Below are 14961 nucleotides of genomic sequence, written 5' to 3' on the forward strand. Positions count from 1 at the left end.
GTAAATTTCGTATAATCCGGATCAAGATAACAAGGGGAGTGGAACTTCATTATGAGCACTACAGTAACCCGTGCTGATCTCAGTGAAGCAGTATATCAGGAAGTCGGATTATCCAGAAATGAGTCCGCGGACCTGGTCGAATCAGTCTTAAATGAAATTTCCGATACCTTGATCAAAGGTGATACGGTAAAGGTTTCATCCTTTGGCAGCTTTGCTGTCAGAGAAAAAGGCGAACGTATCGGACGCAATCCTAAAACTGGGGAAGAAGTTCCAATTTTACCCCGACGCGTATTGGTATTCCGCGCCTCTCACGTCTTAAAAAATAAAATCAATTCATCCCTGTCTTAACATAGGGCTGTATGGAACGTATCGGTAGAAAACCGATTAATCTTGAATGAGCAGGAGTTAAATCTGCAAAATGTCTGCTGCAGAATCGTCAACTAAATCTGCAACTGCGTTCCGAACTATTAGTGAAGTTTCTGGCGACTTGGATGTGCCGCAACATGTACTGCGGTTCTGGGAAACTAAATTTCCCCAGGTCAAACCTTTGAAACGTGCTGGACGCAGACGCTATTATCGACCGGAGGATCTCGTAACCTTACGTCAGATCCGGGATTTATTATATAAAGATGGCTACACGATCAAAGGTGTACAAAAACTGTTTAAAGATGGTGCTTTTAAGGCCAGTGATAAGAAAACACCACAGAAACCATCGAAAGTAGCTCCTGAAATAAAAGAACCTAAAACGGAAGCTCCCCCCTTGGAAGTAAGCCAAGGACAGTCCGTGGACAATCAAAAGAAGCTTTTGATTGAATTGAAGAAAATTCGATCTCTATTGAACTAAATTCCCATTATTTTTTAGTTTCCGGCATTGCCTTGGGGTAAGTGCAACGGTATATAGGACGTGTGGACGACATTGGCGTCTCGACTGACGGAGTATAGCGCAGTCTGGTAGCGCACTTGGCTGGGGGCCAAGGGGTCGCAGGTTCGAATCCTGCTACTCCGACCAATAAGAAAAACCTCTGATCTCACGGGATCAGGGGTCTTTTTTTTAGGAGTGGTCTCTATTGAAAATGTGCAGAGAGACTGGCTTTCAATTTATTCTGTGATAACCTTTGCGCGATCAAAAGACCATCGAGGTGTAATCATGAGTGCTGAATTAAAAATAGCCAATCCAATACTTGAAATTCGAGCGCTTTGTAAAAGTTTTGAAAAGCTCCGCGCGCTTGATACTATTAGTTTTTCCTTAGATGCCGGAAGCACTCTTGTTATTATTGGTCCCTCTGGTAGCGGTAAGACACTCTTACTAAAAACTATTCTTGGAATTGTTCAGCCAGATTCTGGCCAAGTGATGGTCGGGGGAACAGATACCGCCGAATATTCAGGTAATAATCAGGAACTTTTAAATCGGTTCGGCATGTTGTTCCAACAATCGGCCCTGTTTGATTCTATGTCTGTTTGGCGAAACATTGCTTTCAAGGCCCTTAAAAACAGACAAGCAGATGAGGCAAAAATTAAAAAAGAAGCAATTAGTATGCTTGATCAAGTTGGGTTGAGAGCTGAAGTGGCAGATCTCTATCCCGCAGAGTTATCTGGAGGCATGCAAAAGCGTGTTGGTTTGGCCAGAGCCTTTGCCGGAAATCCGGAATTCTTATTTCTTGATGAGCCGACTGCTGGACTAGATCCCATCATGAGTAACTCCATCAGCAAGCTAATAACAACACAGTCAAAAAACAAAAATGTCACTTCAATTATCATTAGTAGTGATTTGGAATCAGTTCGTAAAATATCTGATCATGTGATCATGCTTAACGAAGGTCAGATCGTATGGAGCGGCCTTACAAAAAACCTGGATAACACAGAAAATCCTTATGTTAATCAGTTCATTCACAAATCGGCAGAAGGACCGATTGCCGTCTTAACTGAATAATACCATGTTTATAGTCGAAAAAGAGACCATAACGCAGATCGAGATTAAAAAATCATTATTTATATCTCACCTAGTTCCCGTAGATATATTTGATCTTCGGCTCAAAACCCTTCGAGAAGAACACAAAAAAGCAAATCATCACGTTTGTGTTCAGCGACAATAACCTTGGCCGGTTGCGACAACCACCTTGGCCGGTGGATCTGATCATTAAAAAGGGCGTGCCCGTTTGATAATCAGATCCACCGGCCAAGGCTTAATTTGGTGTTAGTTACAAGCTGCTGTGAGTTGATAAATTAGGAACCTCTAGATGTAATTGGAGGAACCTGTTTGCCGTATAAATTTATCACAGATGAACAACTGAGACTTTACATGACAGATAGAAAAACTCATGGTCAACGAACCGCCGCTGCCCGCGCAGGGTTTAGCGAACGCACGGCCCGCCGATTTGACGTTGATGCGACTTTACCGTCACAACGCAATATAAAGCGAGGGCGAACAGTTTCTGATCCGCTTGAAGATATCTGGGATAAGGACATCCTTCCCATTTTGGATAAAGACAACTCGGTCAAACCCATTACTTTGTTGCGCCACATACAGAGCCTCTATCCGCTCCGTTTTCCCGATGACCGTGTCAAGCGCACGTTAGAGCGCCGAGTTCGGGGATGGCGGGCTCTGAATGGCCCTGAAAAGGATATCATTTTCAGGCAAACACCTGAGCCGGGTTACATGGGCCAATCAGATTTCACGGATGCAGCCGACTTAAGTATTACCATTGCAGGAGATCCTTTGGTGCATCGGCTCTATCATTTTGTTCTGGTATATAGCCGATGGGAACATGTTGGGGTCGTACTTGGCGGTGAGAGTTTTACAGCCCTTGCGGAGAACTTACAAAATGCGCTTTGGTCCTTGGGGGGCGCTCCTGAAAACCACCGGACCGACAGCCTGTCTGCGGCCTTTCGGAATTTGAGCGTTGAGGAAAAGGAGGACATTACCAAACGTTATTCTGCTTTTGTTGAGCACTACGGTATGGAGGCCAGTCGAAATAACAGAGGGGAATCACACGAGAACGGTGCCATTGAATCTCACCACGGTCACCTTAAGACTGCGATAAAGCAGGCCCTGATTTTGCGTGGCAGTAATGACTTTGACACTTTGGATGAGTATCGGCGATTTTTGGACGAGCTGATTGCTAGACGGAACAAACATCGTGACCAAGATATCCAAACAGAGTTGAAATCTCTCAAGGCGTTACCTCCTCGGCGAACAACAGATTACACTGAAGTCGTGTCGAGAGTTACCAAAACAAGTGGTTTTTTAGTTAAGCAGGTTTTTTATAGCGCCCCTTCTCGCCTAATTTAATCCGGTAAACCCCCGGCTATGCCGGGGGACTCTCAATGGTTTGACCGTTCCCACGGTCTTACATTTCTTTGTTTATTGACCAAAATAACAAAGGAATTAGCCGATGAGAGATTACAAAAGCCTTGCACATACGAGATGGGATTGTAAATACCACGTGGTTTTCATCCCTAAACGCAGGCAAAAAGTTATCTATGGCAACCTACGTCAGTATCTTGGTGAAATTTTCCATGAACTGGCCGGGCATCGCGAAAGTAAGATTGAGGAGGGCCATTTGATGCCGGATCACATTCACATGTGTATCAGCATACCGCCCAAACATGCTGTTTCAAAAGTCGTTGGATACCTAAAAGGAAAAAGCGCGATTGCCATAGCTCGAAAATTCAAAAATAAAGCACGGAATTTCAAGGGTGAAAATTTTTGGGCCCGTGGATATTTCGTCTCAACTGTAGGGCTCGATGAACAGATGGTGAGGGAGTATATCAGAACGCAAGAAGAGCGTGATAAGTACTTTGACCAAATGGATATATTCAATCCATAACCGCTTTAGCGGTTCCCAATTTGCCCCTTTAAGGGGCTCACCCGCTTAAGCCCCCGGCTTTGCCGGGGGTCATTTAACTTAATCCGGTAAACCCCCGGCTATGCCGGGGGACTCTCAATGGTTTGACCGTTCCCACGGTCTTACATTTCTTTGTTTATTGACCAAAATAACAAAGGAATTAGCCGATGAGAGATTACAAAAGCCTTGCACATACGAGATGGGATTGTAAATACCACGTGGTTTTCATCCCTAAACGCAGGCAAAAAGTTATCTATGGCAACCTACGTCAGTATCTTGGTGAAATTTTCCATGAACTGGCCGGGCATCGCGAAAGTAAGATTGAGGAGGGCCATTTGATGCCGGATCACATTCACATGTGTATCAGCATACCGCCCAAACATGCTGTTTCAAAAGTCGTTGGATACCTAAAAGGAAAAAGCGCGATTGCCATAGCTCGAAAATTCAAAAATAAAGCACGGAATTTCAAGGGTGAAAATTTTTGGGCCCGTGGATATTTCGTCTCAACTGTAGGGCTCGATGAACAGATGGTGAGGGAGTATATCAGAACGCAAGAAGAGCGTGATAAGTACTTTGACCAAATGGATATATTCAATCCATAACCGCTTTAGCGGTTCCCAATTTGCCCCTTTAAGGGGCTCACCCGCTTAAGCCCCCGGCTTTGCCGGGGGTCATTTAACTGGTCAACGCTTGCGTGTCCATATTTACGATAACCGGATAGAAGCCTATCTAGGCAGCACTCATGTCGTCAGCCATTCTCGTGAGCGGGGGCACGGCAAAGGCCCCCGCATTCATGTTATCAATTATCATCACGTCATTCATGCTCTCAAACGTAAACCTCAGGCACTCGCCAATTCTATTTATCGTGACAGTATTTTTCCAAGAACCGAGTACTCCCTGGCCTGGACATTGTTTCAGAAAAAGTTGTCCCGCAGAGATGCGTGTCGTCAGATGGTTGGGATACTTTTCCTTGCGCACGAAGAGGCTTGTGAGGCCGAAGTCGCGCACCTGATTTCGAGAGAAATCAATGCAGGAAGGCTACCTTGCGCAAAAAAACTTAAGCTGAATATCACAAAAAAGAACACGGATTTACCTCCTGATATTCCCGTGGTTCAACCTTCATTATCAGTCTTTGATACTCTGTTGGAGGATCGGGCATGACAAACATTGAAGTGGATCAGCACAAGCTGCCTCTTATGCTAACTGACTTACGATTACCCAGCTTTCACAAACACTGGCAAGATATCGCAATCCAATCCGACAAGGAGGGCTGGTCAGCAGCCAGGTTCCTTGCCGTTTTGGCCGAATATGAATTGGCCGAAAGGGACACGCGACGCATTCAACGCCATCTCAACGCATCAAACCTGCTGGGCGGAAAAACTCTGGCCACTTTTAACTTCAAGCGGCTGCCTAACGTGAAAAAGGCGCAGGTCGAAGCCTTGTCTGCCGGTGACTGGATTGACGCAAGAGCAAATCTGATTGCCATTGGAAATTCAGGGGGAGGAAAAACTCATCTCCTATGCGCCGTAGGTTATGCTCTTATAGAGGCTGGATACCGTGTGCTCTATACGCAAACCAGTGATCTGGTGCAAAAACTCCAGGCTGCCAGACGTGAACTTATGCTCGAAAACGCCCTCGCAAAACTCGATAAATTTGATCTCATCATTCTCGATGATATTACCTATGCACAAAGGGATATATCTGAAACATCCGTGCTCTTTGAATTGATCGCCAGACGATATGAGTACCGAAGTATTGCAATTGCTGCCAATCAACCTTTTAGCGGATGGGACAATATTTTTCAAGATAAGGCCATGACCGTTGCAGCAATCGATCGTCTTGTTCACCACTCAACCATTCTTGAGATGAATATCGACAGCTACAGACAATGGGAAGCCGCCCAAAATCTCAAAAAAATGTTGCGGAAAACCACAAACAAAAAGGTGAAAAATATGCCTGAAGCATCGTAAATAAACGTCAGATCACAGCCGCATCAAAAGCGGCCAAGGTGGTTGACGCAACCGGACAAAGTGGTTGACGCTCTACAACGTTTGGGCTTTCCGCCGTTACAATGAATATGACCAGGTTGAAGAGGGGGCAACTGATGACGGAGAGCCATCAGGGACTTCCGGGCCACCCACTTTACGTATCCTTCAAGGAAATCAACTAATCAACAGCGCTGTAATTACCATTAGGTACTTTGGTGGCACAAAATTGGGTACAGGAGGACTGGTTAGAGCATACGGTGAAAGTGTAAAAGTCGTCATAAAAGAAGCCCACCTAAAGCCTTACGTTAAATTATGTAAGACAGACTTATCAGTACCCTTCAAAGATATACCTCATGCAGAATACCTTTGTGAACAGAAGAATGTTCGAATAATTCAACGGGATTTCGACTCAACCGGTGCTAATTTTACTTTAGAGGGTGCCGAGAGTGATCTGGAGCAGGTTTGTGGACAGATTACTCTTCGATAAGCGCTTTTTGAATAGTCGTTACGGCTTCAAGCGAATTCGCCAGGCACATAATTTCATTTCGAGCAAGCATGAGGGCTTCTTTGTCTTCCTGGGATAAATTATGTTGTGTCAATCGATAGTGATATATCCGATTGGCCTGCTTGCGAAGTATGGACCATTTACTATTCGAATCATTGATCAAAGACAGATGATCACACGGCTCACGTTTAAGTGCCGCTTCTAAATTCGTTGTTTGTTTTATGGCCCCCTGATGCATTAAGCTCGCCCCTGATGCATTAGCTTGTCATTATTACAATAACAGTTAACAAAGTATTACCCTAAATTTGTATCAAATTCCAGCTTTAAGGTCGTAACGGGGTAAATTATCTCTAAATTATTCAAATGCAGAAGTGTAACGAACTTCTTCTTCGCTTATCGCATGCTCGATAACATATTGATCTATAGCACCAAATACACTTTCCCCAGTGCTGTCCAGCATTTCAATTCGGACATGATCGCCAAACTTCATAAACTCTGTTGTTGCCTCCCCTCGGGCAAAAATTTCAAGCATTCTCCTTTCTGCAATACAGGACGACCCGACAGAGCTGTCCTGATTTGATACAGTACCCGATCCAATAATCGTTCCAGCTGTTAATTGTCGCGTTTTGGCCGTGTGTACAATTAACTCTGCAAAATCGAATGTCATATCCATTCCAGAATTTGGCCGACCAAAAAGCTTACCGTTAAGTGTGGAAATAAGAGGAAGATGGACTTTGTTCTCCCTCCAGGCATCGCCCAATTCATCTGGTGTGATAACAACGGGAGAAAAAGCTGTTGCAGGTTTACTTTGTAAAAATCCATAACCCTTTGCAAATTCATCAGGAATTAGATGACGGAGGGTAACATCATTAACCAGAGAAATGAGACGGATATGTTGAGGGGCTTGTTCTGATGAAACATGCATAGGCACATCATCGGTAATCACGGCAATCTCAGCTTCAAAATCGACACCGGCTTCTTCTGATATAACTTCTATGCCAGAATGCGCCCCAATCATTTTATCAGACCCACCTTGATATATGTGTGGATCTGTCCATAAATCTGCAGGCACTTGACCGGTTCTTACTTTTGCTAATAATTCCAAGTAGTGAACATAGGCTGATCCATCAACCCACTGATATGCACGAGGAAGAGGGGCCATACACTCATTAGCTTGAAAAACTTTACAGTTTTTTTCCTCACCACCATTTAATCGGCTATATACCCCTTCGAGTGAAGGCGCTAATAACTGCCAATTATCCAATGCAGCTTGTAATGTTAAGGCGATCGTTGGAACATCAACATAATGGGTGAGAGATCTATTTACGACCACAAGTTTGCCGTCTCGCCCCTCTTGGCCATCTCTTCCGTGACTTTTTAGGGTTGCCAGTTTCATTTGTCACCTCCAGGTAAACTAATCCGGTCCCCTCTGTTTAATTCAAATGTTTAGCCCCCCGCACTAACCCAATTCATTGAGTTAGTGTTTATCACTCCCCGACGGCGCTGCTGGGGCCGGGTTTATATTCCCCATGGCCTTTGCTTCATCAATGATTGGTAACAAATCAGAAGTGATCGTATCAAATAGTTGTTCAAAGCTATTAATCACATAATAAATTGGTTGATAGCTATCTATTCGATAGTTGGTTCTGAAAATTGTTAGGGGATCAAAGGCTAGTTTTGTTGGCTCCAGGCTATCGGTGCAATAAACGGCTTCGCCGGACGAAGAGGCAAGTCCAGCCCCATATATCTTTTCGCCCTGAGAGGTCTGGATAAGGCCAAATTCTACAGTGAACCAAAATAACCGCTGTAGAGACCACATATATTTTTTCTCAACAGAAAGAGCCAGTTTCCCGTACTCTTGAACATAATCAGCAAATGATTTGTTCGTAAGCATGGGACAATGACCATAGATTTCATGAAATACATCTGGCTCTTTTATATAGTCAAAATCTTTACGAAGTCGGATAAAAGTGGCAGCAGGGAAACGTCTATTGGCGAGTATAGAAAAGAAATCTTTAGGTGGAATGACAGCAGGAACAGATTGAACGCCAAAACCAGTTGCGTCTTTCAGCCGCTCACTTATCTCTGATAATTGCGGGACACGTGATGATGAGAGACCCAGGATTTCACGCCCTTTGACAAACTCATCACAAACTCGCCCCTCAAGTATTTTATTTTGGCGGGTTATTAGATCCCCCCAAACGTCATCCTCTTCGGAACTATAATGATAAATGCCCTCAGAATCAGGAATTTTTGATTCATACAATGAACCTTGATGTCCCATTTATTTACTCTCCATTCCACATATACAATTATGTATGCTTATTTTATGTGACGAATTGAGGTATATTATTTCTTAATCACACACATTGATACTTATTGCGCATAATATTACTAACATTTACAGGATAATTGAATTGATTGACCTCGACGCACTAGATGTAAAGATACTCAGTTTGCTCCAAAAGGACGCGACAATACCAACTGCAGAAATTGCAGAGAAAGTTGGGCTCTCGCAATCCCCTTGTTGGCGAAGAATAAAACGTTTTCGAGATGGAGGACTTATCCGCAAGGAAGTCTGCCTTCTAGATCCAAAGGAAGCAGGCCTTGGAGTGACCGTTTTTGCAACAGTCACCCTTGTGCAGCATAGTGAAGAGCATGTCAGGCAATTTGAAGATATCGTAGAGCGACATCCTGAAATTATGGAGTGCTATACAATTACTGGAAATAGAGATTATCTACTAAAAATAATCGCCAAAGATATAGAAGCATACGATAATATGTTGACAGAGCAATTCCTTCATCTACCTATAATAAATTCAGTAAATTCAAGATTTGCCTTACGAAGCGTCAAATATTCTACCGAATTGCCCATCTAAATTGTTCTACTAAAAATATCATAAGTAAGGTTGAGTTTGGTGATCATAAGAAATGAAGAAGTAACCGATAGAGCTGCAGTACTTCAGCTTGTACATGATGCGTTTGGCCAATGGGATGAAAGCGACCTGATTACAGAACTCTACCGTGATGAAGATGTACTGTTTGGGTTAGTTGCCGAGGATGATACTGGAATAATTGGACACCTTCTATGTGAGCGTGACGTTAACCGCATCTGTTTGAGCTAATGAATAATGGTTATGCTTCATTTTTCTTTTGAATGGAGCGTTTAATGTCAGCAATTGAGAACGATTTATCGCGAACAGAATTCCATTGGCTTGAGCATGCGCGTTCGTGTGAGTTAAACGGGGTGGGCATGAAAGCTTATGCCGAGGCACACGATCTTGACCTGAAGGATTTTTATCATCAAAAGGGGGAGCTTGTTAAGCGGGGTCTTTTTGTTGTTTCTAGTCGAGATGAAAATTTACACAAGATTGTAAATGGTTCAGCTGATGGCCCAGGCTTATTGTATTGTCAGGTTTGCCTTCGTAACGGGCTAGAAGTCAAATGGCCTGTTTCGGGGAGAACATCGGATTTAACATCTATTGTAGATGCACTTGAAGGTCTGTGATGCGGCGGCCTTCAGATGCTTTGCCCGTCATTTATCTTTGCGCAAATCCCGTTGATTTTCGTCGCGGCATAAATGGTTTGTCGATGCTTGTTGACGACATCCTCAGCCTTGATCCATTCTCTGGCTACCTCTTTGTTTTTTCTAATCGTCTAAGCAACAAGGTCAAGTTACTTTACTGGGAGAAAAACGGATTTTGTTTGTGGCAAAAGAGCCTTGAAAAAGATCGGTTTCATTGGCCACGACACTTGAGCAAAGGAGCCCGTATAGAGCTCAGTGGTCGCCAATTGAACTGGTTGCTGGATGGTGTTGACCTCCGTCATGTGAAAGAGCATAAGCCTGTAAATTATTCGGAGATATATTAAATATTTACAGCACTTTATACTGTTTTGAAGAGTATAAATTTGGTATACTTCGGCTATGTCAAAAGCGCCCATTTCTTTCCCTGAAAGCCTTGAAGAATCACGTATTTTAATAGGTGGTCTTCATGCGCGTATTGATATTCTTGAAGAGCAAAACAGATTATTGCGTCATCAGCAGTTTGCCGCTTCCAGTGAGAAGACATCCCCGCAAGAGCAAGGTCTCTTGTTTGATGAAGCAGAGGAAGCGGCTGAGGACGACACAGGGGCAGAAGACGATGATAAAGAGATCAAAGTTCCAGCTCATACCCGTAAAAGGGGTGGACGCCGCTCTTTGTCAAAAGACTTGCCCCGTGTGCGGATTGAACACGATATCCCCGAAGAAGAAAAGATTTGCGCTTGCGGATGTGGTCTTATGGCCAGAATTGGGGAAGAAGTCACCGAACAATTGGATATAATTCCGGCTAAAATGCAGGTTCTTCAGCATGTGCGTTTCAAATACGCCTGTAAATCATGCGAAGAAGGCGTAACAATCGCGCCCTTGCCACCACAGCCCATCCCCAAAAGCATCGCTTCTGCTGGACTTCTTGCTTATGTGGTAACGGGAAAGTATGTGGATGGCCTGCCTCTCTATCGTATGGTACCTGTTCTGAACCGCTCCGGTGTGGAGTTTAACCGTACATTACTCTCGCGGTGGGTGATCAAATGTGGTGATCTTGTTCAGCCCCTGATTAATCTGTTTACCGACCATCTCCTAAACTACGATATCATTGCCATGGATGAGACTGGCGTTCAGGTCTTGAAAGAACCTGGGAAAAAACCTCAAAGCAAATCCTACATGTGGGGGCAAAAAGGAGGCCCTCCGGACCAGCCAGTGATCCTGTTCCACTACGATCCCTCCAGGGCGGAGGATGTGGCAAGGCGATTGTTGGAAGGTTACACTGGGTATCTTGTTAGTGATGGATATCAGGTCTATCTGAATGTGACATCCGACAGCACAATCATCGGCGTCGGATGCATGGCTCACGCCCGGCGTAAGTTCAATGATGTCATCAAGGCACGGAAGAAGTCCAAAAGGCGAAAACCCGGCCTTGCCGATCATGCCATGGAGGCCATCAGAGCTTTGTACCGCATTGAAAAGCTCGCAAAAAACATGAGCGATAACGAACGTCGGCTATTACGCAAGGAAAAGGCCAAACCAATCCTTAAAGACTTGAGAGAGTGGATTACCAAGGTCAAATCGTCGGTGCCGCCGACATCGTTACTTGGCAAGGCTTTGCACTACATTGATAAGCAGTGGCCTCGGCTCATTCGCTACCTTGATGATGGCCGCTTGCCAATTGATAACAATGAAATGGAGCGCGTAATTAAGCCGTTTGTAATAGGAAGGAAAAATTGGCTGTTCTCAAAATCCCAAAATGGTGCCAAGGCCAGTGCAAATCTTTACTCTATCGTCGAGACCGCCAAGGCTAACGGGATCGAGCCATATTCATATCTTCGACACATTTTTACCCAATTACCTAAAGCAAAAACCGTCGAAGACTTTGAAGCTCTGCTGCCCTGGAACGTCAACAGAAACAACGTAACACCTTACATCATGCAAAAATAGGTGCGGTTAACGTCACGCTCACGGTTTTTCCTCTAAAACAACATCTCGTCTAGAAGCGCCTTTTAAAGGGGAGTACTTCATGGCGTTAGAATTTCGAGCTGATATTTTTCCTAAGGACGGAAAGGTAATTTACGCCAAGGCCTTTGGATTATAATTTTACTCTAATAGGAAAATCAAACGAACTGATCTTTGATGGCAAGAGACAAGAAAACTCAGATAAATAAGATAATCGCCAGGGAATTATGGATTCAGCGGTATCGAGATTTTCGCTGGCCTATATTATTTATAGGCATTCTCATCTTTGGATTGGTTGTCTACGTCGGTGACAAGAGAGAAGCCGGGCCAGATGTCATGGGTACCGTGATCAGCTTACAAGGTGATAATTCTGATGCGCCAAAACCTTCAAGACTAGTTGTTCGACTAGATAGCGGGGCAGAAATCATCGTTAATCAGAGTGGAAATATTCCTTTTCATGAAGGAAAAAGAGTTCTTCTCAAGCAAACGATAACGAGGATCTTAGGCTTCCATCGATATTATTTTGTACGATATATCCCGGATAGTGATTAATAAATTTAACAACACTTTGGAAAAGCCTTCTCCAAGCTAGTGTTATCACGATTATGGCTTTCATATTCCTGTTCACTTAACAGTACATATGAGAGCTCTTTTAAAGCTTTTTTCCAGCTTCTTTTTTATCCTCCACAGAATGTGGTGTCGCGTATAATTCATCGTCCTCGAGATCTTCATCAAACACAGCGCGATATGCTGCCCCCTCGAGGTCTTCATACTGTCCCGATCGTAGCGACCAAAGAAAAGCAGCAAGCCCCAGGAGGCCCAAAACCAAAGCTATGGGTATTAAAAAAGATAGAGCAACCATGATTAACGACCTTTCTCTGAAAGCCTAAGGCGTAGAGCATTTAAGGTAACTATAATAGAAGACATTGACATCGCAATCGCGGCTATCAAAGGCGTTACATAGCCCGCCATCGCAAGTGGAACGGCAATAGTATTATATAGAATAGCCAATCCAAAATTTTGAAATATAAGTGATTTCGCTTTTCGAGCAATTAGGATTGCCTCAATCATTGGTTTGAGACGGTTACCCTGAAAGATAAAGTCTGCCGTCGTCTGGCTTATATCTGATGCTGTCGCCGGAGATGCTGATACATAGGCTGTTGCAAGCGCAGGTGCATCGTTTAGACCATCTCCAACCATGAGAACCTTATTTCCAAACGCGGAGAGTTGTTCCAAACGGGTAATCTTACCTTTTGGATTTGTATCTGCTCTCCATGTATCCAAAGACAAGATCTTGGCAACTTTAGAAACAGCAGAATTTCTGTCTCCAGATAGCAATTCTACCGAGTTAAGGTATTTCTTGGAAAGTTCGACAGCTTCGGACGCGTCATCTCTCAATTTATCCTCAAAGGTAAATCTAACTTGCTTTCCATTGGTATCTGACAGCCACAGTTCACTAACGCTATCATCGACATCTGTTTTATCTTCGATACCACACCAAGTTCGGTTTCCGATACGAACCCGCAATTCATCAATATAGCATTCCATACCTTGACCAGGTATTTCTTCTACGTTTTCGAGTGCAATAGTGTTTGGTCCCGCGGCACGGACGAGGGCTTTTGATAAGGGGTGTTTGCTTGAATGGGCGAGGGATGCCGCAAGAACAAGATCTGACTTCTGAATACCATCATTATTGGTTAGTTCTGGTTTGCCCTCTGTTAATGTTCCCGTTTTATCAAAGACAACGACATCTGTATCCGCCAGTCTTTCAAGTCCATCGGCAGCTTTAACCAAAATTCCCCGTTTTAATAACAAACCACTGGCAACAACCTGTACCGTTGGTACGGCGAGCCCGAGCGCACAGGGGCAAGTGATAATAAGAACAGCAACTGCGTTCATCATAGCCAGATGCCAACCGCCATCACCTAATGCCCACCAGGCAACAAATGTCAGCGCAGAAAGTATATGTACCACAGGCGCGTATATTTGGGCGGCTCTGTCGGCAAGTCGCACATACTTCGCACGCCCCTGTTCCGCCGTTTCCATCAAATTGACGATCTCAGATAGTAAGGTCTGATCATCACGTGCAGAAACCAAGACTTCAAAGGGGGCTGCAATGTTTAAAGTCCCAGCAAATACAGCATCACCTTTGTTAGCCTTATGAGGTAGCGTCTCACCAGTGATCAAAGAAGTATCAATCTCAGTTTGACCTGATGACACAGTACCATCAACGGGGATTTTTTCGCCGACGGCAATCGCAACCTTCATGCCTGGTTCGATAGCTTCTACAGGTAAAGAAATCCGAGTTCCGTCTTCTTTGATAACTGTTGCTGCGATTGCCCTTAAGGATAACAGATTTTGTGCAGCTGACTGAGCCTTACTGCGCATTCTCCGATCAAGGTATCGCCCAATCAAAAGGAAAAACAGCAACATGACTGAGGCATCAAAATATGCATGACTGGCGCTTTGTAATGTTTCTCCCACACTCATCCCAACCGCCAGAAGAACGGCAAGGGATATCGGAACGTCCATGTTCAGGCTTCGGGTTTTTAAAGCTGCAATAGCTGAACGGAAAAAGGGCTGACCTGAATAAGCAACCGTTGGCAACGCAATTAATGCTGACACCCAATGCATAAGATCACGTGTTGCTGTCCCCATTTCCCCAACACCAGACCAAACTGCAATGGAAAGAATCATAACGTTAGCAGCTGCAAATCCTGCAACCCCAACAGCTCTGAGTAGGGCTTTATCTTCTTTTTCTGACGCCGTGCTCATTAAATCTGGATTAAACGGTGTCGGCGGAAAATCCAAATCGTCGAGCTTTCGAACGATCGTATTGGCGGATGTCTGCTTTTCATCCCATTGAACAAACAGTCTTTTGGTCGAGAGATTTACCCGCGCGCGCTCCATGCCTGGCATTTTGTTGAGATTGCCCTCAATGAGACGAATGCAGGATGGACAATGTATTGTATCAACGATCAGGTTTAATTGAGATAATCCATCAGACGTTTGTCTGACATAGGAAGTCGGATCAATACTTGCGGCAGGCTCATGGCTTATCGTCGCCTGTTGATCAGGCTGAGGACAATCCGAGATATTTTCGATCTTACTATTTGAGCAACATTTGGACATGTT

General features: G+C 44.2%; 20 protein-coding genes and 1 tRNA gene. 16 read left to right on the top strand and 5 right to left on the bottom strand.

From position 1 onward, the window contains the following. The first annotated feature begins 51 nt into the window (after positions 1–51). The 10 genes from ACOGW3_RS17545 (at position 52) to ACOGW3_RS17590 (ending at position 6320) form a co-directional block, all read left to right on the top strand. Positions 52–348, top strand: coding sequence for an integration host factor subunit alpha (locus ACOGW3_RS17545; protein WP_419904189.1), 297 nt, complete (start codon positions 52–54; stop codon positions 346–348). Positions 349–418: 70 nt separating this feature from the next. Next, positions 419–844, top strand: a complete 426-nt coding sequence (locus ACOGW3_RS17550) for a MerR family transcriptional regulator (RefSeq protein ID WP_419904190.1) — start codon at positions 419–421, stop codon at positions 842–844. Between the two features lie 88 nt (positions 845–932). Continuing rightward, positions 933–1009, top strand: a tRNA-Pro gene (locus ACOGW3_RS17555). A gap of 138 nt (positions 1010–1147) precedes the next feature. Then, positions 1148–1930, top strand: a complete 783-nt coding sequence (locus ACOGW3_RS17560; protein WP_419904191.1) for an ABC transporter ATP-binding protein — start codon at positions 1148–1150, stop codon at positions 1928–1930. A 327-nt stretch (positions 1931–2257) separates the two neighbouring features. Further along, positions 2258–3289 (top strand): IS21 family transposase, encoded by a 1032-nt coding sequence (gene istA, locus ACOGW3_RS17565; RefSeq protein WP_419904192.1) that lies wholly within the window; start codon positions 2258–2260, stop codon positions 3287–3289. 103 nt (positions 3290–3392) lie between these two features. Next, the gene (tnpA, locus tag ACOGW3_RS17570) at positions 3393–3827 is read left to right on the top strand and encodes an IS200/IS605 family transposase (protein WP_419901154.1); all 435 of its coding nucleotides are present in this window, start codon (positions 3393–3395) and stop codon (positions 3825–3827) included. Between the two features lie 185 nt (positions 3828–4012). Beyond that, positions 4013–4447, top strand: coding sequence for an IS200/IS605 family transposase (gene tnpA / locus ACOGW3_RS17575; RefSeq protein ID WP_419901154.1), 435 nt, complete (start codon positions 4013–4015; stop codon positions 4445–4447). Between the two features lie 88 nt (positions 4448–4535). Continuing rightward, a complete protein-coding gene (locus tag ACOGW3_RS17580) occupies positions 4536–5006 on the top strand; it encodes a hypothetical protein (protein WP_419904193.1) in 471 nt (156 codons plus the stop codon). After that, positions 5003–5815: an IS21-like element helper ATPase IstB gene (gene istB / locus ACOGW3_RS17585; RefSeq protein ID WP_419901088.1), complete on the top strand. Its 813-nt coding sequence runs from the start codon at positions 5003–5005 to the stop codon at positions 5813–5815. The genes ACOGW3_RS17580 and istB overlap by 4 nt, the downstream gene beginning before the upstream one ends. A gap of 64 nt (positions 5816–5879) precedes the next feature. Further along, positions 5880–6320 carry a YigZ family protein gene (locus ACOGW3_RS17590; protein ID WP_419904194.1) on the top strand — a complete coding sequence of 147 codons (441 nt, stop codon included), beginning with the start codon at positions 5880–5882 and terminating at the stop codon, positions 6318–6320. Here ACOGW3_RS17590 and ACOGW3_RS17595 read toward each other — a convergent pair. The 3 genes from ACOGW3_RS17595 to phhA form a co-directional block, all read right to left on the bottom strand. After that, a complete protein-coding gene (locus ACOGW3_RS17595; RefSeq protein WP_419904195.1) occupies positions 6307–6576 on the bottom strand; it encodes a hypothetical protein in 270 nt (89 codons plus the stop codon). The two genes, ACOGW3_RS17590 and ACOGW3_RS17595, sit on opposite strands and share 14 nt — an antisense overlap. Before the next feature lie 117 nt (positions 6577–6693). Beyond that, complete coding sequence (locus ACOGW3_RS17600; RefSeq protein ID WP_419904196.1) at positions 6694–7734, bottom strand: fumarylacetoacetate hydrolase family protein; 1041 nt, start codon at positions 7732–7734, stop codon at positions 6694–6696. An 81-nt stretch (positions 7735–7815) separates the two neighbouring features. Beyond that, positions 7816–8622, bottom strand: a complete 807-nt coding sequence (phhA, locus tag ACOGW3_RS17605) for a phenylalanine 4-monooxygenase (RefSeq protein ID WP_419904197.1) — start codon at positions 8620–8622, stop codon at positions 7816–7818. A gap of 133 nt (positions 8623–8755) precedes the next feature. Here phhA and ACOGW3_RS17610 point away from each other — a divergent pair, with 133 nt between their 5' ends. The 6 genes from ACOGW3_RS17610 to ACOGW3_RS17635 all read left to right on the top strand — a co-directional run bounded on the left by ACOGW3_RS17610 (position 8756) and on the right by ACOGW3_RS17635 (position 12378). After that, on the top strand, positions 8756–9217 hold the full coding sequence (locus ACOGW3_RS17610; RefSeq protein ID WP_419904198.1) for an Lrp/AsnC family transcriptional regulator: 462 nt from the start codon (positions 8756–8758) through the stop codon (positions 9215–9217). Positions 9218–9253: 36 nt separating this feature from the next. Further along, complete coding sequence (locus ACOGW3_RS17615) at positions 9254–9463, top strand: GNAT family N-acetyltransferase (protein ID WP_419904199.1); 210 nt, start codon at positions 9254–9256, stop codon at positions 9461–9463. Positions 9464–9507: 44 nt separating this feature from the next. Further along, positions 9508–9846, top strand: coding sequence for a hypothetical protein (locus tag ACOGW3_RS17620; protein WP_419901112.1), 339 nt, complete (start codon positions 9508–9510; stop codon positions 9844–9846). After that, positions 9846–10208 (top strand): IS66 family insertion sequence element accessory protein TnpB, encoded by a 363-nt coding sequence (gene tnpB / locus ACOGW3_RS17625; protein WP_419901111.1) that lies wholly within the window; start codon positions 9846–9848, stop codon positions 10206–10208. The genes ACOGW3_RS17620 and tnpB overlap by 1 nt, the downstream gene beginning before the upstream one ends. A gap of 55 nt (positions 10209–10263) precedes the next feature. After that, positions 10264–11811 (top strand): IS66 family transposase, encoded by a 1548-nt coding sequence (tnpC, locus tag ACOGW3_RS17630; RefSeq protein WP_419901110.1) that lies wholly within the window; start codon positions 10264–10266, stop codon positions 11809–11811. Between the two features lie 192 nt (positions 11812–12003). Then, positions 12004–12378 (top strand): hypothetical protein, encoded by a 375-nt coding sequence (locus tag ACOGW3_RS17635; protein WP_419904200.1) that lies wholly within the window; start codon positions 12004–12006, stop codon positions 12376–12378. Between the two features lie 100 nt (positions 12379–12478). Here ACOGW3_RS17635 and ccoS read toward each other — a convergent pair whose 3' ends face one another. Then, a complete protein-coding gene (gene ccoS, locus ACOGW3_RS17640) occupies positions 12479–12688 on the bottom strand; it encodes a cbb3-type cytochrome oxidase assembly protein CcoS (RefSeq protein WP_419904201.1) in 210 nt (69 codons plus the stop codon). Positions 12689–12690: 2 nt separating this feature from the next. Next, positions 12691–14958 carry a cation-translocating P-type ATPase gene (locus ACOGW3_RS17645; protein ID WP_419904202.1) on the bottom strand — a complete coding sequence of 756 codons (2268 nt, stop codon included), beginning with the start codon at positions 14956–14958 and terminating at the stop codon, positions 12691–12693. Between the last annotated feature and the right edge of the window lie 3 nt (positions 14959–14961).

Source organism: Kiloniella sp. (genome assembly GCF_965205715.1).
Lineage (GTDB): Bacteria > Pseudomonadota > Alphaproteobacteria > Kiloniellales > Kiloniellaceae > Kiloniella.